Genomic DNA, 18,963 nt, shown 5'->3' with positions numbered 1-18,963 from the left:
GCGATGCTCGAGGAACTCCACCCGCAGGCACTTCGTATCGCCGCTCACCTGCGCGATCGCGGCGAGAAGATCGCGGTTGCCGACGGTGCGACCGGCGGGCTGATCGGCGCTGCGCTGCTCACCGTGCCCGGTGCACTCGATTTCTATGTCGGCGGGGGGATCGTCTATTCCTTCCGCGCGCGCGACGTGCTGTTCGCCCTCCCGCGCGAGGCTTACATGGGGATGACTTCTGCCAGCGAGGATTACGCGCTGCTGCAGGCGCGCGCGATCCGCGACAATTTCGGTGCGGCTTGGGGCATTGCCGAAAGCGGTTCGGCCGGATCGAGCAAACACCCGATGGGCGTTGCCTCAGGGCGCAGCTGCGCCGCGGTGGTTGGCCCGGGCGGCTTCGAATGCACTCGTGTCACGGAAACCGGCAGTGACGATCGCATCGCCAACATGCAGACCTTTACCCGCGCGGCGCTGAGCCTGCTCGAAGACGCGCTTTCAGCCTAGCGCTGGGGCACCCATTTCATCACGCCCCCTGCCATCGGCGTCCACCATCCCGTCTTGATCCCCGCCGCCGCCAGCGTGTCGCTGGTCCACTGGTTGCAGGTCTTGCCCAGATGATAGCTGCCCGGCGCATCGTAGAATATGTCGTAATCTTCATAGCCGGGATGGCTTGTGCGCTCGCCGCGTGGCAGCACCAGCTGCTCGATCTGCCCCACCAGCAGCGCATATTCCGCATGGCTGATGGTCAGCTCGCGGTGATCGGGCGAGGGTGCCGGGCGGACATAATGCGCCACATGCAACAGGCCATCGCCGCCGCTTGCCGCGCTCCATACCGTGCCCAGCGAAAGATCCCACCAACTCGGTGTGTTGAGGAACACTTCGCGCTCGCCCCAGCTCACCGAGACATGGGTGTAGGGGCGGCGCGGCGTTAGCACGTCATCAACCGGGAATTCCTCGCGCCAATCCTTTTGCGGCGTGACCACCGGCATCACGATCGCTGTGTGCACGCCATTGGTCTCTACCATGATGGTGACGCCGCGGGCGGGCTCTTGCCAATTGCCGTTGCGGGGAATGGACGAACCGATCCATGCCGAAAGCAGGAACAGCGCGGCAAACGCCAGCAGCATGGCCAGTGGCCAAAGCAGCAGGCGCTTGATCCAGCGCCTCACTGCCGCTTGCGCAGCCACAGGATCGACCAGTCACCATTGACCATGCGCTCGGCCAGGCGGAATCCTGCCGCGCGATAAGCGCGGCGCACGCGCGCTTCCTGCGTTTCGAGCAGACCCGCCAGCAGCACATGCCCGCCCGGCACAACGGCTGCGGCAAAGTCGGGCGCCAGTTCAACCAGCGGCCCGGCAAGGATATTGGCGATCAGCAGGTCATAGGGGCCGCGTGCTTCGAGTAGCGGGTGCTGCATCCCATCGGCGATCACCATGGTCAGTTCGCCCGCTCGCGCGCCTAGCTTCACGCCGTTGAGATCGGCATTGTCGGCTACTACGCCCGTGCACACCTCATCGATATCCGATGCCGTCGCCAGCGCGCGCGGCCACAGATGCATGGCCGCAAAGGCCAGCAGGCCGGTGCCCGTGCCGATGTCAGCCAGATTGCGCGCCATCACGCCGCGGCGTTTCATTGCATCAAGCATGGCGAGGCAACCGGCCGTGGTTTCGTGCTGGCCGGTGCCGAAAGCCTGGCTGGCGGGAATAACGAAATTGACGGCATCCTTGGCAGGCGCATGCTCGGGCGTATGGACATGGAACCGGCCCGCGCGGATCGGCTCGACGCCCTGCTGGCTCAGGGTAAGCCAGTCTTCATCAGGCAATTGCTCGGCAGTGATTTTGGGCGCTTTGCCTGTAAACAATTCAGCAACGGCACGTTTTTGCGCAGGGCCCGGCTTGTGGGGATACCATGCCTCCAGCACCCAGTCGTCCGGGCGATCTTGCGCCACTTCGCTGCCTGAAATGACCAGTTCGGGATCCCAGTCCCACACCTCGTCATGCGCGAGCAGCGCGGCCTGGACGACCTGCTTTGGCGCAAAGGCGAAGAGTTTCCAGCTGGTCACTTGGCGTCCGCTTCCTTCGCGAGGCGTCCGTCGAGGCGGGCGGTGACCGAGGCGGCATAAGCCTGGCAGGCACCGGGATCGATCCATGGCGCCTCGCCCTTCAGTCGCGCGGGCATATTGCTGGCGGATGGGTGCGGCGTCAGCAGCAGGTCGCAATCGAGTGCGGCCAGCCGCGCGATGCCGCGGCGAAACACTGAAACATATTCAGGATGGTCGGTGAAGCGATACTCGTCGCTGCTGACTGCGGTAAGGCTGTCGCCAAACACTATGGTGACACATTTGGCACTGTCGCAGCTTTGCCATTGCCAACTCATCGCTCCAAGTGTGTGGCCGGGCGTAGCGACAGCTGTAATAGTGACGCCAGCCAGTGTGATTTCTTCGCTATCACGGACGGTGCGGATTTCACCAGCCACCGAAGCCATCGGGTCATGCAAGCCTGCTTGCGGATCGCGCGGGTTGTCCTTGCCGCTGCGCAGGACGGGGGCGGCGTCGGCGCTGGTATAGACCGGTGCTCCGCTCAATTGCTGCAAGCGCGCGAGGCCGCCGACATGGTCATAATGCTCATGGCTGGTGAGCAAGGCCTTCACTTCGGCGATCGAGTGGCCAAGCGCGGCGACATTGGTTTCCACGACTTGCGATCCCGGTTCGGTCCCGCTGTCGATCAGCACGATCCCCGCATCGCCGACAATCAGGATCGCAGCAATGCCGCAGGTGCCCACGTAATAGACATTGCCGTGGATCTGGTATGGCGGGGCGGGCTTGTCCCATTCGTCCCAATCGGTGCAGGTAGCGGCCCAAGCAGCGCGGTTTTGTTCCGGGGCAAGCGGTGCCGAGGCATTTGCATGGGCGCAGCCTGCACAAACCAGTGCGATCAACGGTGCAGCATTGGGGATTATCTTATCGAACATAACTTGCTCCATTGGCGTCGATCACGGCGCCGGTCATGCTTTCGGGCGCGTCGAGCGCGCAGAACTCGATAATCCGCGCTATTTCATCGGGAGAGGCCACCCTCCCGAGCGGAATATCGCGCAGCAATTCCGGCCCGCCGCGGCTGGCAAGATAGTCGCCCGCCATGGCGGTGTCGGTAAAGCCCGGCGTTATGGCGAAGCTGACGATCCGCTGGGCGCCGTAACCGCGGGCGATTGTCTTGTGCATCGCCAGCATCCCGCCCTTTGCCGCAGCATAGTGCCAGTGCGCGGGCGAATCTCCGCGATATCCGGCGCGGCTGGCAACATGCACGATGCGGCCCGGCACACCGCGTTCCAGCCAGTGCATCACCGCTAAACGACTGAGCTGTGCGGCGGCGGTAAGGTTGATCCGCAAGGTTTCTTCCCAGCTATCCAGCCATTCGATGTCGGACGAATCAAGTGCTGCCGCCTTGAACAGTCCGGCGTTGTTGATGAGTATATCGATCGTCCCGCCTGCGCGCTCGAGCGCCGATTCCCACAGCAGCTGAGGCGCCGAAGGCTGGGTAAAGTCGGCCGCTACGGTCATCGCGTCTGCGGCGCTGCTGGCATGGCCGATCACTTTTGCGCCGCGCGACTCGAGCGCGTCTCGCGCCGCCGCGCCGATTCCCCGGCTCGATCCGGTGAGTAAAATGCATTTCATGCACGGTTCTATCCGAAACTTTGCAAGCGGAGTCGAGCGGAACTCACTGAAACGCGGGTTGTCACACGCGCCACGCACGCTAAGTGGGGTGCCAACCGCGACAATCGGATATTTGACCATGCCCAACAGACCATTATCGCCGCACCTCCTCGATGGAGCCAGGCTGCACTGGAAATGGGGGCCGCACATGCTGGTCTCTATCCTGCACCGGGTAACCGGTGACGGGATGGCGCTGGTGGGCCTGTTCGTGCTGGTCTGGTGGCTGGGCGCTCTCGCCAGCGGCCCCGAATATTACGCCGCTTTCACGGATATGATGGCTTCGCCAGTTGGCATGGTGGTGCTGGTGGGCCTTAGCTGGGCCTTCTTCACTCACATGATGAGCGGCCTCAGGCACTTCGTGCTCGATATCGGTGCGGGGTATGAGCTGGGCACCAATCGCTTCTGGTCAATTGCATCGCCAATCATCGCCATTCTGCTGACAGCGGGCTTCTGGGCCCTGCTGCTGCGCTAAGGACATTCGCAATGGGTAATGGAACATCTCTCGGTAAAGTGCGCGGGCTTGGCTCCGCGCATCAAGGCGCGCATCACTGGCTCCTGCAACGCTTTACCGCGATCGGCAATCTGGTGCTGATGATCTGGCTTGCGGGCAGCATTTTGTGGCTGCCCGATCTTGGCCATGCCACCGTCAGTGAATGGCTGGCCCAGCCGGTTTCCGCCACGGCCATGATCCTGCTGGTGATCAGCACCTTCTGGCACGCCCGGCTTGGCCTGCAGGTGCTGATCGAGGATTATGTCCACAATGCCGGCAGCAAATTTGCCTGCATTGCCGCGCTCAACCTTGCCGTGATCGGGGGCGGGGCCTTCGCCATTTTCTCTGTTGCCAGCCTTGCCTTTGGAGGAGCCGCCTGATGGCCGACACCTCAGCCTACAAGATCATCGACCACACTTATGACGTGGTGGTCGTCGGCGCGGGCGGTTCGGGCCTGCGCGCCACCATGGGCGCAGCCGAGGCCGGGCTCAAGACCGCGAATATCACCAAGGTCTTCCCCACAAGGTCGCACACGGTCGCCGCACAGGGCGGTATTGCCGCTTCGCTGTGCAACAACACGCCGGATCACTGGCAGTGGCATATGTTCGACACCGTCAAGGGGTCTGACTGGCTGGGCGATCAGGACGCGATCGAATATATGGTGCGCGAGGCGCCCGCAGCGGTTTACGAGCTTGAACATGCCGGCGTGCCATTCAGCCGCAATGAGGATGGCACGATCTACCAACGCCCGTTCGGTGGGCACATGCAGAATATGGGCGAAGGGCCGCCGGTGCAGCGCACCTGTGCTGCGGCTGACCGCACTGGCCACGCCATGCTTCATGCGCTCTATCAGCAGAGCCTCAAATATGATGCGGATTTCTTCATCGAGTATTTCGCCATTGACCTGATCATGGCGGGCGAGGGGGCTGATCGCAGGTGCGTGGGCGTGATGGCGATGTGCCTTGACGATGGCACGATCCACCGCTTCCAGGCCAAGGCCGTGGTCCTGGCAACCGGCGGCTTCGGGCGCACCTATTTCACTTGCACCAGCGCGCATACCTGCACCGGCGATGGCGGCGGCATGGTGCTGCGCGCAGGGCTGCCGCTGCAGGACATGGAATTCGTCCAGTTTCACCCCACCGGCATCTATGGCGCGGGCGTGCTCATCACCGAGGGTGCACGCGGCGAAGGCGGCTACCTGACCAATAGCGAGGGGGAGCGTTTCATGGAACGCTATGCGCCTTCTGCGAAGGATCTTGCCAGCCGCGACGTGGTATCACGCTCGATGGCGCTGGAAATGCGCGAAGGGCGCGGCGTTGGCGATCATGGCGACTATATTTACCTGCATCTCGATCATATCGATCCCAAGGTGCTGGCCGAGCGCCTGCCGGGCATCACCGAAAGCGGCAAGATATTCGCCGGTGTCGACCTGACACGCGAACCGTTGCCGGTGTGCCCCACGGTTCACTACAATATGGGCGGCATTCCCACGAACTACATGGGCGAAGTGCTCAATCCCACAGCGCAAAGCGCCGATGCCACTGTGCCCGGCCTGTTTGCCGTGGGCGAGGCTGCCTGCGTTTCGGTTCATGGCGCGAACCGCCTTGGATCGAATTCATTGATTGATCTGGTGGTGTTTGGCCGTGCCGCAGGCCACCGGCTGAAAGAGACTGTCAAGCCGGGCACGGCGCATGCCGCGCTGCCGGCGGATTCGGCCGATCAGGCGCTGGGGCGGCTCGACCATTTCCGCCACGCCAATGGCGGATCGCCAACGGCCGAGGTGCGCACTGAAATGCAGCGGACGATGCAGGCGCATGCGGCGGTGTTCCGCACCGATGAACTGATGACGGAGGGCAAGGTCAAGCTGGCCAAGGCCTATGAGCGGATGCAGGACATCAAGGTTACGGATCGCAGCCTGATCTGGAATTCGGACCTGATCGAGACGCTTGAGCTGGATAATCTGATCAGCCAGGCATCGGTCACGCTGCACGGCGCCCATGCCCGCAAGGAAAGCCGCGGCGCGCACGCGCATGAGGATTTCCCGGATCGCGATGATGCCAACTGGATGAAGCACACGCTCAGCCATTTCGATGGCTGGGGCGGCAATGGTGGCAAGGTGACGCTGAGTTATCGTGACGTCCACAACTACACGCTCACTGACGATATCGAATACATCAAGCCGAAGAAGCGGGTGTATTGAGCGCGCGGGATCGGTCTGCTTCGGGCACGATGCAGGCGATTTGACCTGATCTGACCGTTTCGCCCTGGCCTGATCGCAGGCCGGGCTGCGCGGCGTGAACCGGCCCGGCTGTTCAGGCGATGGCCAGTTTCTCCAGCAGGTTTTGGCGCCTGTTGTTGAGCAGGTCTTCAAGCGTAAAGCCGTCAAGATGCGAAAGGAACGCATCAAGCGCGCCCGCCAGCGCCGGCTTCAGGCGGCAGGCTCCGTCGATCGAACAGTCGGCATCGCCCCCCATGCATGACACGAAACCTTCGAACCGTTCGAGCCGCCGCACAACGCCACCCAGGTTGATGTCGCGCGGATCGCGTGCCAGGCGCAGGCCGCCGCCGCGCCCGCGCGTGGTTTCGATCAACCCTTCGGCCTGAAGCGCTTGCACCACCTTGGCGAGGTGGTTGCGCGAAATCCGGTAACGATCGGCAATCTCGTCAATTGTCGCTTGTCGCTCGGTCGCGCCCAGCATCAGCATGATGCGCAGGGCGTAGTCTGTTTTGAGGCTCAGCTGCATAAAAGGGGTATATGAAGTATTGCTTTTATCCGCAAGGCGATTAAGCAGGTAATTGAAATACCTCTTTACGAGTCGATGGATCATGAACACCTCCGCCACGCAAGAACGCACCCGCGATCAGGTCGCCCGCATCCGTGCAGCAAAGCGCGCCAAGGCTGTTGCCGTCGGAGTGGATGAGGCCTTCGTTTCGCAGCTGGTCGACGGATTCTACGCGGCGGTGCGGGATGATGAGCTGCTCGGCCCGATATTCGATCAGCGCATCGCTGACTGGCCGCAGCACCTTGATCGGATGAAGCGTTTCTGGCGCTCGATCCTGTTCAACAGCGGCGAATTCTCAGGCAATCCGATGCTCAAGCACATGGCGATTCCGGGCCTTGAAGAGCGCCACTTCGCCCGCTGGCTGGAGCTGTTCTATGCGCAGCTGCGCACGCTCGAATCCACTCCCGGTGCGGCCCCGCTTGTTGGCCGGAGCGCCCGGATGATCGCCGACAGTCTGCTTACCGGAATTGCCACTCGCCGCAGCGGGCTGGCGGGATCTCGCGCAGGAGGAAACCTTCCCCATGTTTGATTTCAATCTTCATCAGGCCGAACAGGTCGAACACGAAGTTCTGACCCAGGAGGTCGCGTGCAGTGAGGTCGGTGTTTCGCCCCGACCTGAGGCCAAGCCGGGCTTTCAGTTCCCGCCGCGTGTGTGGGGTTTGATGCTGGCATCCTATGCCGTTTTCTTCGTGGCGATTTTCGCTGCCACCGGCGGAAGCGGCCACGCACGCTTCGCGATTGTCATTTCCGTGCTCTACACAGCGATGTTCTTCGGGGTTGCGCGGATCGGAGCGGGTATTGGCGGGCCGGAACGGCTTTCACCTCTGGATCGGGGGCAGCCGCTTCAGACATGGACAGGGCCGATGGATTCACGCTCGGCCTATGCACAGGTGCTGGTGGTTCCCATGGTGATCGCGCTGTTCGGAATCGGCATCGCCGCCATCATCGCCGTCATTGACTTCACGGCTTAGGGATCGACCCGCCGCACGTCCAATATCTTGACCGGCTGCGCCAGCATTTGCCCCTTGAGGAAGCCTTCGCCCTCATTCGGGGCGATTGGCTGGGCATGGATCGCATGGACCACCTCCATCCCTTCCACCACATAACCGAACACCGCAAATCCGGGCCGCAGCGCAGGATCTTCGGCATCCGGCCGGGCGTCGAGCCCGCGCTGGTCGCGGATCATGATGGAGAAGTCACCCGTCGCCGTCCCGGGTTCGAAGCGCGCCATCGACAGCGCGCCATCGGTATGGCTCAGCCCGGTTACATTGGTCGGCTCGTGCGCAATTCCCGGCAGGATGCGATCGGGATGGTTCTGCGCCCCGCATTGCAGGAAGCCTGCGGGCTGCTCGCCGCCCGCAACCCGCATCGCGCGGTAGCATTGCGTGCCGTCGAAGCGGTCTTCGTCGACATAGCGCAGGAAATTGGCCGCGGTGATCGGCGCGCGCTCAGTCTCGAGCGCGACGGTAAACTCGCCCATGGTGGTTTCGATCACGACATTGACTGTCTCGAACACCGGATCGGGCACGCCGGGCGTGGCCGCCGCACGCGCGCTGACTTCAAATTTCATGATCAATGTGCGCTGGTTGGCCGAGAAGTTGTTGTCCGAAGCAAGATAGAGATAGGTGCGCTGGCCATCCTCGCGCACCGCCAGTCCTTCGAAATTGTCGATGGTGAGTGGCGGCGTCCAGGTCGCAAGCGTTTCGCGCTCGCCATCTGGACCGATCGCGACAACCGAAGCGGCATTGCCCCATTCGCGCGAATAGCTGCGGAACAGCACATAGCACACGCCATTGCTGGTGCAGTCGGCATCGGTCGGCGCGCTGGATCGTTCGTCAAGTGGGGGCGGCGCGGCAATTTCGAGAGCGGCGATTTCGGAACCTGTCTGGCGCAGGCAATTGGGCGTTTCGGTGCCAGCCCATTCGCCGCATAGGAGCCAGCCGTCCGGTGCGGCGGCCAGCGTTTCCAGTCCCTTGTTCGAATCTGCCCCGGCAAGCAGATCCGCCGCCGCAATGTCGGCGGGTCGGGCTGGTCCATCCAGGTCATCATAGCGCCAGATGCGGTGATCGCGTTCGAAACTGATGAGCCATTCGCCCGATGGACCACGCGCGATAGCTTCGGCATCGGCCGCGTCCTTGCGCCGCAGCTTCCTGCCGTCGGTATCGAGCAATGCGCCAGTGGTGATCGAGCGGATGTCGATCAGCCGGTCGCCAAGCTCATCCAGCGTCATCACCAGCCAGCGCCCGTCATCCATCACGCCATAAAGCTGGCCGCCGTGCCATTCGAGGCCCGAAATGCCGCCGATTTCCGCCTCGCCCGGTTCAAGCTCAAGCCCGCCGCGATAGGAGAGTTCACCGAGGGTTTCATTGTCCGGCTTGCCGGGATCGAGCGCGACAGGCGCCGTGAAAGGCATGATCTCGTCATTGGCACCGGCGCTGGCGGAAAGGGAGGCCAGAACCGCTGCGATCGCGGCAGCCAGAGCGGAGTTCCATGTCATTCGTCCATCGTGATATGTCACCGGTCGAGAAGCAAGCACCTTGGACGCAAGTTTATGCAGACACGATGTTTACAGACGTAGTCGCAACGACTACATGCGTAATCATAACGTGAGCGAAGCGTGCCAGGAGGATTGCATTGGCGAATAGTGAAGACCGCAAGCCTGACAGGATCAGCGAAGCCGAACTTGCGGTAATGGAAGCGCTGTGGGCGAAAAGCCCGCTCACCGCAGCGGAAGTTTGCGACGAGATTTGCACTGCGCGCGGGTGGAGCCAGGCCACCGTCAAGACCTTGCTCGGGCGGCTGGTGCAGAAACAGGCGCTTTTCGCCGCGCCTGACGGCCGCCGTTTTCTCTATTCTCCGCTCATCGCCCGCGCCGATTACATTGGCGGCGAGAGCAAACGGCTGGTCGACCGGCTGTTTGGCGGAAAGGCTGCCTCGCTGGTGGCTCATCTGGCCGAACAGGAAGCGCTCACCGAAAATGACCTGAATGAGATCGAAGCCCTGCTGAAGGAGCTCAAGCAATGATGGATTGGCTGCTTGATACCCTTGTCTGGACTGCTGCGCTGATTGCGCTGGTCCTGCTCATCCGCCGCCCGGTGGCACGCTGGTTCGGGCCGCAGTTCGCATATGCGCTGTGGGCACTGCCGCTGCTGAGGCTGTTAATGCCCCCGTTGACCTTGCCCGCCTGGCTGGCCCCGGTTGAGCCCGCGACAACTACAGCGCCTGCGAGCGATTCAACCTCATTTATGCTGGTCGAGTTCGCGCCAGCGCCATTCGTAGAGCCTGCCGCTCCGCAAATGCTGCCTTATTCGCTTCAGGAAATCGCGCTGGCGGCCTGGCTGACCGGGGCCGCGATATTCCTGTTCCTGCGCTTCCGCTCCTATCACCGGATGCGGCAGGATCTGCTGGCCGAAGCACGCGAGGTTGGCCGCGCGGGCAAGGTGCGCCTGGTCGAAACCCCTTTGACCGGTGCGCCACTTGCCTTTGGCGTGATCGACAAGGTGGTGGCGATGCCCAAAGGTTTCCTTGCCGATTGGGACCGTGAAGCGCGCGATCTGGCGCTGGCACATGAGCTGGCACATCACCAGGGGCAGGATCTGCTGATCAATATGGCTGCGCAGCCGCTGTTCGCGCTGCACTGGTTCAACCCGCTCGGCCATCTGGGTTGGCTGGCCATGCGGCGCGACCAGGAGGCGGCTTGCGACGCCCGTGTTCTCGCAGCCTGCGGTCCCGCAAAGCGCGCCGCCTATGCCAAGGTTATCGCGAGTTTCGCGGCCGGCCCCAATGTTGCGCTGGCCGCCCCCATGGCCTGCCCGGTGCTGGGCGATAAATCGATCATACAACGACTAAGGAGCATAAAAATGAACAACCACTCCAATAGCCAGTGCTGGCTTGGTCGCGGCGTGCTGGCGGCGGCGCTGCTTGCGATGCCGCTCTCGGCCACCATCAGCTATGCCGAACCTGCCCCTGCGCCCGAAGTCGCGCCAATTGCCCCGCTTCCACCTGTACCGCCGGTACCGCCTGTGCCACCGGCACCCATGGCGGTGCAGGCAGCAGCGGAGGCACCAATCGCTCCGGATGGCCAGACAGCTGTGATCGAACGCGTGATTTCCGAGGACGTGGAACAGGGCGCCGACGGGAAGGACGTGAAGAAAGTCCGCAAGATCCGCATGATCAAGCATGGCGAGGACATCTCCGAAGAGCAGATGCGCGAAATCATGTTCGAGGTTCGCGAGGGGCTGGCCGAGGCCGGCCGCGAGTTGGCCGAAGCGATGAAGCAGCACCGCCTCACCATGGTCACGATGCGCGATGCCGAAGGCAAGATGCCGCATGTGATCGTGTCGTGCGACAAGGACAACGCTCAGGAATGGGTCAGCAAGGAGGGCGAGGGTACCAAGGTGGTGAAAATATGCACCGCCGAAATCATGGCGAGCGCGATCAGCGGCCTTGAATCGGCGCGGGCATCAGTCGCCAAAGACAAGAATATCCCTGATGATGTGCGCGAGGAAGTGCTGCGCGAGCTTGATCAGCAGATCAAGCGCTGGAACGAAAAGAAGAGCTGACCTGCTGCAAAGGACCAGCTTAATGAACAGCGCCGGGGCGATCTATGTGGTCGCCCCGGCTTTTCATTGCCCTATGCGAAATAGCGATCGCACACGGCATCGTCGGCGCTTTCCAGCCCCGCATTGAGCGCTTCCATACGCTGTGCGCTGCTGCCGTGCGTAAAGCCTTCGGGGTTGATCCGCTGGCCGGCGCTACGCTGAAGCGTGTCGTCGCCAATCGCGCTTGCCGCGCTCATACCCTCCTGCAAGTCACCCGGCTCGATCAGCGAACGGTTCTTGCCCGCCCAAACGCCTGCATAACAATCCGCCTGCAGCTCCATCCGCACCTGCAACTCGTTCGCGGAGGCGGGGTTCTGCTGCTGAGCGCTGCGAACCTGCTCTGCCAGTCCGGTGAGGTTCTGGATGTGGTGCCCGTATTCATGCGCAATCACATAGAGCCGGGCGAAATCGCCGGCCTCGCCGGTCATCTGCGCGAGTTGATCGTAAAATCCGGTGTCGATATAGATACCCATATCCGCCGGGCAGTAGAACGGGCCTGCTGCGGATGTGGCACTGCCGCAACCCTGAGTGCTGACCTGACCGCCGCGAAACAGATCAAGCACCGGTTGTTCGAACCGCATACCCGCGCGGGCGAATTCCGGTTGCCATGTTTCGTTGAGTGATTGCAGCGCGTTGCATGCTTCCACGGCATAGGGCCCCTGGTTGCAGACCTGCTCTTCGCTGAGCTGGTCCTGTTGCGCTTGCCCGGATGCGGTTTGCTGGCCGCCCTCAATCGCGGTGATCGTCTGCATCGGGTCTGCACCGAAAACGAAATAGGCGATCGCGGCCAGGACCAGCGTACCGATACCAATGCCGCCGGGCCCGCCAGGGATACGCGATTTGCCATCGCTTGAGCGGACCTTGATGTTGCTGGTGTCGAACCTGCGCAGTTTCATCGAATCATGCCTCCTCGTCACCATCATTGCTGGCCGACCAGGCTATAAATGCACCCAGCTCGGATGCGGGCGTTCAATTGCCGGGATCGGTCTCTTGTTCGTCGCCGTCTTCCTGCGCGGCGACGATGGCGGCAGCTGCCGCACGCGTTTGCGGGTCAACCGGGCGGGCGGGATAGGGGCAATCCATGGTTTCACCCATGCCCTTCAGATAACCGCGCCGCACCGCACCAGCCATAACCGCTTCCTCAAACTCGCGCTGGTTCTTGGCTGCACCGCTGAGTTCGCGCACAATGCCGCGGAAGGGCATGAGCGAGCCGACCGCGCTTTTCGCCAGTCGACCGGCGCTGACCCGGCGCTGCTCGCCTGAATATTCATCGAAATCGAGGCCCAGAACGCTGTCGAGTTCTGTGATTTGGGCGGAAATCTGGCTGCAGGATCCGATTGCGTCGCGACTATAGGCATCTACCACCGCCCGTTGCAGCACTTCGGGAATATCCTCGGTCGACAGGTTCAGGTCATCGGCGGGCGTCGACGCTATATTGCCCACGTCGGGGTCGCGTTTGCCCACCGGCCTTTCATCCTGTGACCCGGCGCCGCCCACACAGGCAGCAACGGGCAGGGCGCATGCAAAGGCCAGAGCCAGGCGTGCGGGCATTGCAACTTGTCTGATCGGCATAGCGGCAGTCTCCACCAACAGTCGAACCGGGTAGGGCGCAACACGATACAGCTTCCGGGTTCGCATCCGCAACCCCGGCGCGCAATCGCTTTGCGCTGGACAGTGATGCGTGAAGGCGAATACTGCGCCTGCCACGAATCCAGCCACAGGGTAATCAGATGTTTCTTGAAGGCAAACGCGCGCTCATCACCGGCTCCACTTCAGGTATCGGGCTCGCTATTGCGCGGGCTCTGAAGGCCGAAGGTGCTGAAATCATCCTCAACGGCTTCGGCGACGAAGCGATGATCGCGGCACTGCGCGAAGAGCTGGGTGCCACGCATTCCGCCGCAAACCTGCTCGATGTGGGCGAGATCGAGGCGATGATGGCGGAAGCCGGTGCGATCGATATTCTCGTCAACAATGCCGGGATGCAGCATGTCGCCCCCGTGGATGAATTTCCCGTCGACAAGTGGAATGCGATCATCGGGCTCAATCTCACCGCCGCGTTTCACACCACAAGGCTGGCCGTGCCGGGCATGAAGCAGAAGGGCTGGGGGCGGATCATCAACACCGCCTCGGCGCATTCCAAGACAGCTTCGCCATTCAAGAGCGCCTATAACGCCTCGAAGCACGGGATCGACGGTTTCACCAAGACTATTGCGCTGGAGCTGGCGCAGACGGGGGTTACCGCCAATTGCATCAGCCCCGGCTATGTCTGGACGCCGCTGATCGAAGGGCAGATCCCTGACACGATGAAGGCGCGCGGGCTCACCCGCGATCAGGTTATCAACGATGTGTTGCTCGCAAAGCAGCCGACCAAGAAATTCGTACAGCCCGATGAAGTCGGCGCGCTTGCCGTGTTCCTCTGCCGCGAAGAAGCAGGTAATGTCACCGGTGCAAACTGGAGCATCGACGGAGGCTGGACGGCTGAATGAAAGGACAGGGGGCAGTGGGGGTAGCAAGGCGGCTTTGCGCGCTTGCGCTTGTGCTGGTTCTATCGGCATGCGCCAGCTCGGCCGGTATCCGCATCAAGCAGTCGGAATTTGTCGCGCTTGAAAACTCCATGGCGCGTCATGTCGATGTGCTGGCCAGCGTGGAGTTTGCCGGCCGCAGGCCCGGAACGCCCGGCGAAACCAGGACGCTGGAATACATGCGCGGAGAGATGGAGCGCGCGGGCTATGTTTCCGGCACCAATGATCCGGCCAATCCCTGGAATGCGCCGGTCCGCCTTGTCAGTGTAACCGGCGGTGAAAGCCGCATCGAAATCGTCAATGGCAAGCGCCGGGTTACGCTCGATCCGGCGACTGCAACCGGCTTTACCGATCGCCGCCGGGGCCTGGTTGAAGGCGGCGAAATGGTGTTTGTCGGCCATGAGTCAGAGAATGTCCCGCCTGATTTGGTGCGCGGGCGGGTGGTGGTGATGCTCAGCGAGCCGGGCGTTAGCCCGTCGCGCCGCGCGCAATTGCTCGAAGCTGGCCCTGCCGCAGTGATCACTGTGGTTGAGGGGGCTGAGACAGTCGAGCAAATGCGCCAGCTTCGCGCCCGCGAGCGGCTCGTCCTGGCCAGTGAAGGCGCTGACGATCTGCTGGTTTTTGTCACTGACGATGCGATGGGCGATGCGCTGGGCGGGTCTGTGTGGCAGAAGCTGCGTGATGCCGCGACCGAAGGGCATGCTGCAGGCGGCTTTGCCCCGAAGCTGCTCGACGCCCGGATCAATATCGACACGCGCTCGACCCGGCGCGAGGTTATGTCGCACAATTTCATCGCCCGCCTGCCCGGCACAAACAGCAACGCGGGTGCGATCCTGCTGCTCGCGCATTGGGACCATTTTGGCGAATGCGGCCCGCCCGATGCCGAAGACCGGCTGTGCAATGGGGCAGTCGACAATGCCAGCGGGATTGCGCTGATGATCGAGCTGGCGCAGCGGTTGGCGAAGGGCAAGCCTTTGGCGCGCGATATCTATGTGCTGGGCACGACGGCGGAGGAATGGGGATTGCTTGGCGCGCGCGCTTTCGCCGAAGAGCCGCCGGTGCCGCTCGAAAGCTTCGTAGCCGCATTCAATTTCGACACCGTGGCGATCGCGCCGCGCGGCAGCGCGGTGGGCTATATCGGCGAGGGCCTAACTCCGCTTGACCCGCTGGTGTTCGAAGCGGTTAAGAAAGCCAGGCGTGAACTGGCCCCGCGCGAGCTGACCGAACCCTTCCTCCAGCGGCAGGATGGCTGGGCGCTTTTGCAACGCGATGTTCCAACGGTGCTGCTGTCCAACGCGTTTGGTGATGAAGAGAAGATGATGGCCTTCCTGGCGACCAAATATCACCAGGCAACGGATGAGCCAGGCGCGCTCGAATTGGGCGGCGCGGTGGATGATCTGCTGCTGCACGAATATCTGATCCGCCGCATCGCGGACCCGGCCAAATATCCCTGAGTGGCAAAGCCGTATAAAAAAGCGCGCTCCCCCCTCTAGCCCCTGCGGCAACATGCGGTTACATGGGCCGCCACGAATCTCCCCCTGCGATGAAAGTGGCGACTATGGATATCCCGCTCGGTCTTACCTTCGATGACGTGTTGCTGCGTCCGGCCGAAAGCGATGTCTTGCCGGGCATGGCCAACACAGCAACGCGGCTGACGCGCGATATTGTGCTCAACATTCCGGTAATTTCGGCTGCAATGGACACTGTGACCGAGGCGGACATGGCGATCGCCATGGCGCAGATGGGCGGCATCGGTGTACTTCACCGTAATCTCGAGATCGATCAGCAGTGCGCGGCAGTGCGCCAGGTCAAGCGCTTCGAGAGCGGCATGGTGGTCAACCCGATCACGATCAGCCCCGATGCAACGCTGGGCGATGCCCAGGCATTGATGTTGCAACATCGCATCAGCGGCATTCCGGTAACTGACCGCGACGGCAAGCTGGTGGGAATCCTGACCAATCGCGACGTGCGCTTTGCCGAAAACCCGATGCAGCCCGTGCGCGAACTGATGACAACCGATAACCTGGCGGTCGTGCCGCTTGGCACCGGGCAGGAAGAGGCGCGCCGCATGTTGCATCAGCGGCGGATCGAAAAGCTGTTGGTGGTTGACGAGAATTACCGCTGCATCGGACTGATCACGGTCAAGGACATGGAAAAGGCCGTGACCTACCCTGATGCGACCAAGGATGCCGCCGGGCGACTGCGCGTTGCGGCGGCCACCACTGTGGGCGACAAGGGCTTTGCCCGGACTGAAGCGCTGGTTGACGCCGAGGTTGACGTGGTGGTGATCGACACCGCGCATGGACATAACAAGGACGTGGCGCGCGCGGTCGAGCGGGCCAAGCGGCTGTCCAATTCGGTGCAGGTTATTGCCGGTAATGTCGCCACTGCCGAGGCAACCCGCGCGCTGATTGATGCCGGGGCGGACGCGATCAAGGTGGGCATCGGACCAGGCTCAATCTGTACCACGCGTGTAGTGGCCGGCGTGGGCGTGCCGCAGCTGACCGCGATCATGGATTGCGCGGCCGAGGCCGCCAAATCTGGCGTACCGGTGATCGCTGATGGGGGGCTTCGTACCAGCGGCGATGCAGCCAAGGCGCTGGCCGCCGGGGCTTCAACCATCATGGTCGGCTCGATGCTCGCGGGAACTGCGGAAAGCCCGGGCGAAACCTTTCTTTACCAGGGGCGCAGCTACAAGTCCTATCGCGGCATGGGCAGCGTGGGCGCGATGGCGCGCGGCAGTGCTGACCGCTATTTCCAGGCCGATGTTTCTGCCATGAAACTGGTGCCCGAGGGGATCGAAGGCCAGGTGCCGTTCAAGGGCCCCGCAGCAATTGTGGTTCACCAGCTTGTGGGCGGGATCAAGGCGGCGATGGGCTATACCGGATCGGCAACGATCGAAGAACTGCAGGCGCGGGCGCAATTCGTGCGGATTACCAATGCCGGGCTATCGGAAAGCCATGTCCATGACGTGGCGATCACGCGTGAGGCACCGAATTATCCGACGCGCTAGGGCCTTGAGGGACCGTGCGTTCCTGCGGAAGCAGGAACCCGTTGCGACGCATGGGTGCTTGTGTGCGCTGGACTCCGGCTTTCGCCGGAGATCACGGGATTTGCAGTGACCCCCGCTGCACGAGTCCAGGCGGCGATCGAGCTGCTTGATGCGATTATCGATGCCGCAAAGCGAGAAGGCGCGCCGGCCGACCGGCTGATATCGGACTGGGCGCGCGGCAATCGCTATGCCGGATCGAAGGATCGCCGTGCCGTGCGCGAGTTGGTCTATGCTGCGATCCGCGCTTGTGGGCCGGTGCCTGAAAATGGCCGCGCGGCTGTGCTGCGATTGGCGGAGGGAGATACGGCACTTCGCGAGTGCTTCGATGGCTCCAATTATGGCCCGGCGCCGATTGGCGAAAGTGATGAGCCGGCACAAGGCGGGATTGCGCCCGACTGGCTGATGGAGCGCCTTGCCGCCTCAGGCATTTCGGAAGGCGAGGCAGCAGCACTGATGGATCGCGCACCGCTCGATATTCGCGTCAACACGCTGAAGGCGGATCGTGCCGGGCTTGATCTGCCTGAGGCCGGCGAATGGCTCGCGGCGCCGCAAGCGCTTCGTTTTGACGGCGGCACGCAGGTAGAGCAGTGGGCGCAGTATAAGGACGGCCAGATCGAGGTGCAGGATCACGGCAGCCAGATCGTCTGCCTCGCCTGCGATGCGAAACCGGGCGAAACCGTGATTGACCTGTGCGCCGGGGCGGGCGGAAAGACGCTGGCGCTGGCTGCGGCGATGCAGAATCAGGGGCGCCTGCTCGCCTGCGACATCGATCGGGGCCGCCTTTCGCGCCTTGCCCCGCGCGCCGGGCGGGCCGGTGCAGGCATGATCGAGACGCTGCTGCTCGATCCAGGGCATGAGCTTGACCGCTTGGCAGAATTTCACGCGGGGGCTGATCTCGTCCTGATTGACGCGCCGTGTTCGGGCACAGGCACCTGGCGGCGCAAGCCCGAGGCGAAATGGCGGCTCACTCCGGAGCGGTTGCAGCGTTTTATGGAGACGCAAGACCGGTTGCTGGAGATAGCTGCGCGGCTAGTGAGGCCGGGTGGACGGATCGGTTTCGTTACATGCTCGCTGCTCGACGCCGAAGGCAAGGATCGGATCAGCGCATTTCTGGATCGGCATAAGGATTTCAGGCCGCTCGAATTAACCATGCCGCACGGCGGCCGCCAACATGGTGAAGGCGCCCGGCTGACGCCGTATCAAGACGGCACGGATGGATTTTTTGTCGCCTTGCTGGGTTTAGCATGTTAGCCAAATCGATTATGGCTGAACCTTCGGTCTTGAAGCACGCTGCCTTGAAGGAGCTGATCATGCGTTTCGCGCCCGCCGCCGCTGCCTTGTCACTTGCATTCGCGATCACCGCGAGCATGAGCCATGCCGGAGAGCGCGTGCCCGATCCGCGCGCTGCCGCTATGGTCGAACAGGGGCGGGCGGCATTGGCGCAAGGCGATGCGCAAGCGGCGATTGACGCGTTCGAGGCGGCATTGGCGCTCGATCCGGGCCATACGCCGATATTCCTGGAGCTGGCGCAAGTTGCGCGGACCGAGGAAATGCAGGGCAAGGCGATCCGCTATTACCGCGAAGCGCTTGCCCGCGATCCCGGCAATCTCGCCGCGCTTTCGGGCGAGGGCGAAGCTCTGGTGGAAAAGGGCGCGCTGGAGAAGGCCAAGCGCAAACTCGCCCAGCTTGAAAGCATCTGCGGCGAAAGCTGCCCCGAAGCGGTTGAGCTTGCCAGCGTGATTTCGCGCGGCGTTCCGCAGCCGCGCATGGCCGCCAGCGAAGCCGAGGGCGGCACGCCTAACTGACCTTTCGCAC

21 protein-coding genes are annotated in these 18,963 nt (G+C 62.7%); 13 read left to right on the top strand and 8 right to left on the bottom strand.

Annotated elements, in window-relative coordinates:
* Positions 1-3: 3 nt before the first annotated feature.
* On the top strand, positions 4-495 hold the full coding sequence (locus ACX2DJ_RS10025; RefSeq protein ID WP_462572375.1) for a CinA family protein: 492 nt from the start codon (positions 4-6) through the stop codon (positions 493-495).
* Here ACX2DJ_RS10025 and ACX2DJ_RS10020 read toward each other — a convergent pair.
* Genes ACX2DJ_RS10020 through ACX2DJ_RS10005 form a run of 4 tightly spaced genes read right to left on the bottom strand, consistent with a single transcriptional unit; the run spans position 492 to position 3,661 of the window.
* On the bottom strand, positions 492-1,178 hold the full coding sequence (locus ACX2DJ_RS10020; protein WP_462572374.1) for a DUF2459 domain-containing protein: 687 nt from the start codon (positions 1,176-1,178) through the stop codon (positions 492-494). The two genes, ACX2DJ_RS10025 and ACX2DJ_RS10020, sit on opposite strands and share 4 nt — an antisense overlap.
* Positions 1,157-2,053, bottom strand: a complete 897-nt coding sequence (locus ACX2DJ_RS10015; protein WP_462572373.1) for a 50S ribosomal protein L11 methyltransferase — start codon at positions 2,051-2,053, stop codon at positions 1,157-1,159. The genes ACX2DJ_RS10020 and ACX2DJ_RS10015 overlap by 22 nt, the downstream gene beginning before the upstream one ends.
* The gene (bla, locus tag ACX2DJ_RS10010; protein WP_462572372.1) at positions 2,050-2,961 is read right to left on the bottom strand and encodes a subclass B3 metallo-beta-lactamase; all 912 of its coding nucleotides are present in this window, start codon (positions 2,959-2,961) and stop codon (positions 2,050-2,052) included. Before bla ends, ACX2DJ_RS10015 begins: the two co-directional genes overlap by 4 nt.
* Entirely contained in the window at positions 2,951-3,661 is a 711-nt protein-coding gene (locus ACX2DJ_RS10005) for an SDR family NAD(P)-dependent oxidoreductase (RefSeq protein ID WP_462572371.1), read from the bottom strand. Before ACX2DJ_RS10005 ends, bla begins: the two co-directional genes overlap by 11 nt.
* A gap of 118 nt (positions 3,662-3,779) precedes the next feature.
* Between ACX2DJ_RS10005 and sdhC the strand changes: the two genes are divergently transcribed.
* The 3 genes from sdhC to sdhA are packed head-to-tail and all read left to right on the top strand — an operon-like array spanning position 3,780 to position 6,390.
* On the top strand, positions 3,780-4,172 hold the full coding sequence (gene sdhC, locus ACX2DJ_RS10000; protein WP_462572370.1) for a succinate dehydrogenase, cytochrome b556 subunit: 393 nt from the start codon (positions 3,780-3,782) through the stop codon (positions 4,170-4,172).
* Positions 4,173-4,183: 11 nt separating this feature from the next.
* A complete protein-coding gene (gene sdhD, locus ACX2DJ_RS09995; protein WP_462572369.1) occupies positions 4,184-4,570 on the top strand; it encodes a succinate dehydrogenase, hydrophobic membrane anchor protein in 387 nt (128 codons plus the stop codon).
* Positions 4,570-6,390 carry a succinate dehydrogenase flavoprotein subunit gene (sdhA, locus tag ACX2DJ_RS09990; protein ID WP_462572368.1) on the top strand — a complete coding sequence of 607 codons (1,821 nt, stop codon included), beginning with the start codon at positions 4,570-4,572 and terminating at the stop codon, positions 6,388-6,390. The genes sdhD and sdhA overlap by 1 nt, the downstream gene beginning before the upstream one ends.
* 112 nt (positions 6,391-6,502) lie before the next feature.
* On the opposite strand, the gene ACX2DJ_RS09985 is transcribed toward sdhA, so the two are convergent.
* Positions 6,503-6,934: an RrF2 family transcriptional regulator gene (locus ACX2DJ_RS09985; protein ID WP_462572367.1), complete on the bottom strand. Its 432-nt coding sequence runs from the start codon at positions 6,932-6,934 to the stop codon at positions 6,503-6,505.
* Between the two features lie 82 nt (positions 6,935-7,016).
* On the opposite strand from ACX2DJ_RS09985, the gene ACX2DJ_RS09980 reads away from it, so the two are divergent.
* Both ACX2DJ_RS09980 and ACX2DJ_RS09975 read left to right on the top strand, forming a co-directional pair.
* Positions 7,017-7,502, top strand: coding sequence for a group III truncated hemoglobin (locus ACX2DJ_RS09980; RefSeq protein ID WP_462572366.1), 486 nt, complete (start codon positions 7,017-7,019; stop codon positions 7,500-7,502).
* Complete coding sequence (locus ACX2DJ_RS09975; RefSeq protein WP_462572365.1) at positions 7,495-7,944, top strand: hypothetical protein; 450 nt, start codon at positions 7,495-7,497, stop codon at positions 7,942-7,944. Before ACX2DJ_RS09980 ends, ACX2DJ_RS09975 begins: the two co-directional genes overlap by 8 nt.
* Here ACX2DJ_RS09975 and ACX2DJ_RS09970 read toward each other — a convergent pair.
* A complete protein-coding gene (locus tag ACX2DJ_RS09970; protein WP_462572364.1) occupies positions 7,941-9,470 on the bottom strand; it encodes an esterase-like activity of phytase family protein in 1,530 nt (509 codons plus the stop codon). The two genes, ACX2DJ_RS09975 and ACX2DJ_RS09970, sit on opposite strands and share 4 nt — an antisense overlap.
* A gap of 137 nt (positions 9,471-9,607) precedes the next feature.
* Between ACX2DJ_RS09970 and ACX2DJ_RS09965 the strand changes: the two genes are divergently transcribed.
* Together ACX2DJ_RS09965 and ACX2DJ_RS09960 are read left to right on the top strand one after the other, a co-directional pair.
* Positions 9,608-9,997, top strand: a complete 390-nt coding sequence (locus tag ACX2DJ_RS09965; RefSeq protein ID WP_462572363.1) for a BlaI/MecI/CopY family transcriptional regulator — start codon at positions 9,608-9,610, stop codon at positions 9,995-9,997.
* Entirely contained in the window at positions 9,994-11,535 is a 1,542-nt protein-coding gene (locus ACX2DJ_RS09960; protein ID WP_462572362.1) for a M56 family metallopeptidase, read from the top strand. Before ACX2DJ_RS09965 ends, ACX2DJ_RS09960 begins: the two co-directional genes overlap by 4 nt.
* A gap of 71 nt (positions 11,536-11,606) precedes the next feature.
* On the opposite strand, the gene ypfJ is transcribed toward ACX2DJ_RS09960, so the two are convergent.
* Positions 11,607-12,470 (bottom strand): KPN_02809 family neutral zinc metallopeptidase, encoded by an 864-nt coding sequence (ypfJ, locus tag ACX2DJ_RS09955; RefSeq protein WP_462572361.1) that lies wholly within the window; start codon positions 12,468-12,470, stop codon positions 11,607-11,609.
* A 73-nt stretch (positions 12,471-12,543) separates the two neighbouring features.
* Positions 12,544-13,146 carry a hypothetical protein gene (locus ACX2DJ_RS09950; protein WP_462572360.1) on the bottom strand — a complete coding sequence of 201 codons (603 nt, stop codon included), beginning with the start codon at positions 13,144-13,146 and terminating at the stop codon, positions 12,544-12,546.
* A 158-nt stretch (positions 13,147-13,304) separates the two neighbouring features.
* Here ACX2DJ_RS09950 and ACX2DJ_RS09945 point away from each other — a divergent pair, with 158 nt between their 5' ends.
* From ACX2DJ_RS09945 to ACX2DJ_RS09925, 5 genes are all read left to right on the top strand, one after another.
* On the top strand, positions 13,305-14,060 hold the full coding sequence (locus ACX2DJ_RS09945; protein WP_462572359.1) for a 3-hydroxybutyrate dehydrogenase: 756 nt from the start codon (positions 13,305-13,307) through the stop codon (positions 14,058-14,060).
* Entirely contained in the window at positions 14,057-15,550 is a 1,494-nt protein-coding gene (locus ACX2DJ_RS09940) for a M28 family peptidase (RefSeq protein WP_462572358.1), read from the top strand. Before ACX2DJ_RS09945 ends, ACX2DJ_RS09940 begins: the two co-directional genes overlap by 4 nt.
* Positions 15,551-15,654: 104 nt before the next feature.
* Positions 15,655-17,109: an IMP dehydrogenase gene (gene guaB / locus ACX2DJ_RS09935; RefSeq protein ID WP_462572586.1), complete on the top strand. Its 1,455-nt coding sequence runs from the start codon at positions 15,655-15,657 to the stop codon at positions 17,107-17,109.
* Positions 17,110-17,214: 105 nt separating this feature from the next.
* Positions 17,215-18,399 carry an RsmB/NOP family class I SAM-dependent RNA methyltransferase gene (locus tag ACX2DJ_RS09930; protein WP_462572357.1) on the top strand — a complete coding sequence of 395 codons (1,185 nt, stop codon included), beginning with the start codon at positions 17,215-17,217 and terminating at the stop codon, positions 18,397-18,399.
* A gap of 11 nt (positions 18,400-18,410) precedes the next feature.
* The gene (locus ACX2DJ_RS09925; protein ID WP_462572356.1) at positions 18,411-18,953 is read left to right on the top strand and encodes a tetratricopeptide repeat protein; all 543 of its coding nucleotides are present in this window, start codon (positions 18,411-18,413) and stop codon (positions 18,951-18,953) included.
* Positions 18,954-18,963: the final 10 nt, after the last annotated feature.

This window comes from Altererythrobacter chaiwopuensis, from assembly GCF_054957755.1.
Note: the sequence above shows the minus strand (reverse complement) of the source record. Positions and strands in the feature narration are given on the sequence as shown.

Excerpts from the sequence above, each read along its gene's own strand:
- ACX2DJ_RS09985 (WP_462572367.1), bottom strand. The coding sequence starts at position 6,934 with ATGCAGCTGAGCCTCAAAACAGACTACGCCCTGCGCATCATGCTGATG.
- ACX2DJ_RS09970 (WP_462572364.1), bottom strand. The coding sequence starts at position 9,470 with ATGACATGGAACTCCGCTCTGGCTGCCGCGATCGCAGCGGTTCTGGCC.
- ACX2DJ_RS09925 (WP_462572356.1), top strand. The coding sequence starts at position 18,411 with ATGGCTGAACCTTCGGTCTTGAAGCACGCTGCCTTGAAGGAGCTGATC.
- ypfJ (WP_462572361.1), bottom strand. The coding sequence starts at position 12,470 with ATGAAACTGCGCAGGTTCGACACCAGCAACATCAAGGTCCGCTCAAGC.
- guaB (WP_462572586.1), top strand. The coding sequence starts at position 15,655 with ATGGATATCCCGCTCGGTCTTACCTTCGATGACGTGTTGCTGCGTCCG.
- ACX2DJ_RS09980 (WP_462572366.1), top strand. The coding sequence starts at position 7,017 with ATGAACACCTCCGCCACGCAAGAACGCACCCGCGATCAGGTCGCCCGC.
- sdhA (WP_462572368.1), top strand. The coding sequence starts at position 4,570 with ATGGCCGACACCTCAGCCTACAAGATCATCGACCACACTTATGACGTG.
- bla (WP_462572372.1), bottom strand. The coding sequence starts at position 2,961 with ATGTTCGATAAGATAATCCCCAATGCTGCACCGTTGATCGCACTGGTT.
- ACX2DJ_RS09975 (WP_462572365.1), top strand. The coding sequence starts at position 7,495 with ATGTTTGATTTCAATCTTCATCAGGCCGAACAGGTCGAACACGAAGTT.
- ACX2DJ_RS10025 (WP_462572375.1), top strand. The coding sequence starts at position 4 with ATGCTCGAGGAACTCCACCCGCAGGCACTTCGTATCGCCGCTCACCTG.
- ACX2DJ_RS09950 (WP_462572360.1), bottom strand. The coding sequence starts at position 13,146 with ATGCCGATCAGACAAGTTGCAATGCCCGCACGCCTGGCTCTGGCCTTT.
- ACX2DJ_RS09945 (WP_462572359.1), top strand. The coding sequence starts at position 13,305 with ATGTTTCTTGAAGGCAAACGCGCGCTCATCACCGGCTCCACTTCAGGT.
- sdhC (WP_462572370.1), top strand. The coding sequence starts at position 3,780 with ATGCCCAACAGACCATTATCGCCGCACCTCCTCGATGGAGCCAGGCTG.
- ACX2DJ_RS10005 (WP_462572371.1), bottom strand. The coding sequence starts at position 3,661 with ATGAAATGCATTTTACTCACCGGATCGAGCCGGGGAATCGGCGCGGCG.
- ACX2DJ_RS09960 (WP_462572362.1), top strand. The coding sequence starts at position 9,994 with ATGATGGATTGGCTGCTTGATACCCTTGTCTGGACTGCTGCGCTGATT.
- ACX2DJ_RS09940 (WP_462572358.1), top strand. The coding sequence starts at position 14,057 with ATGAAAGGACAGGGGGCAGTGGGGGTAGCAAGGCGGCTTTGCGCGCTT.
- sdhD (WP_462572369.1), top strand. The coding sequence starts at position 4,184 with ATGGGTAATGGAACATCTCTCGGTAAAGTGCGCGGGCTTGGCTCCGCG.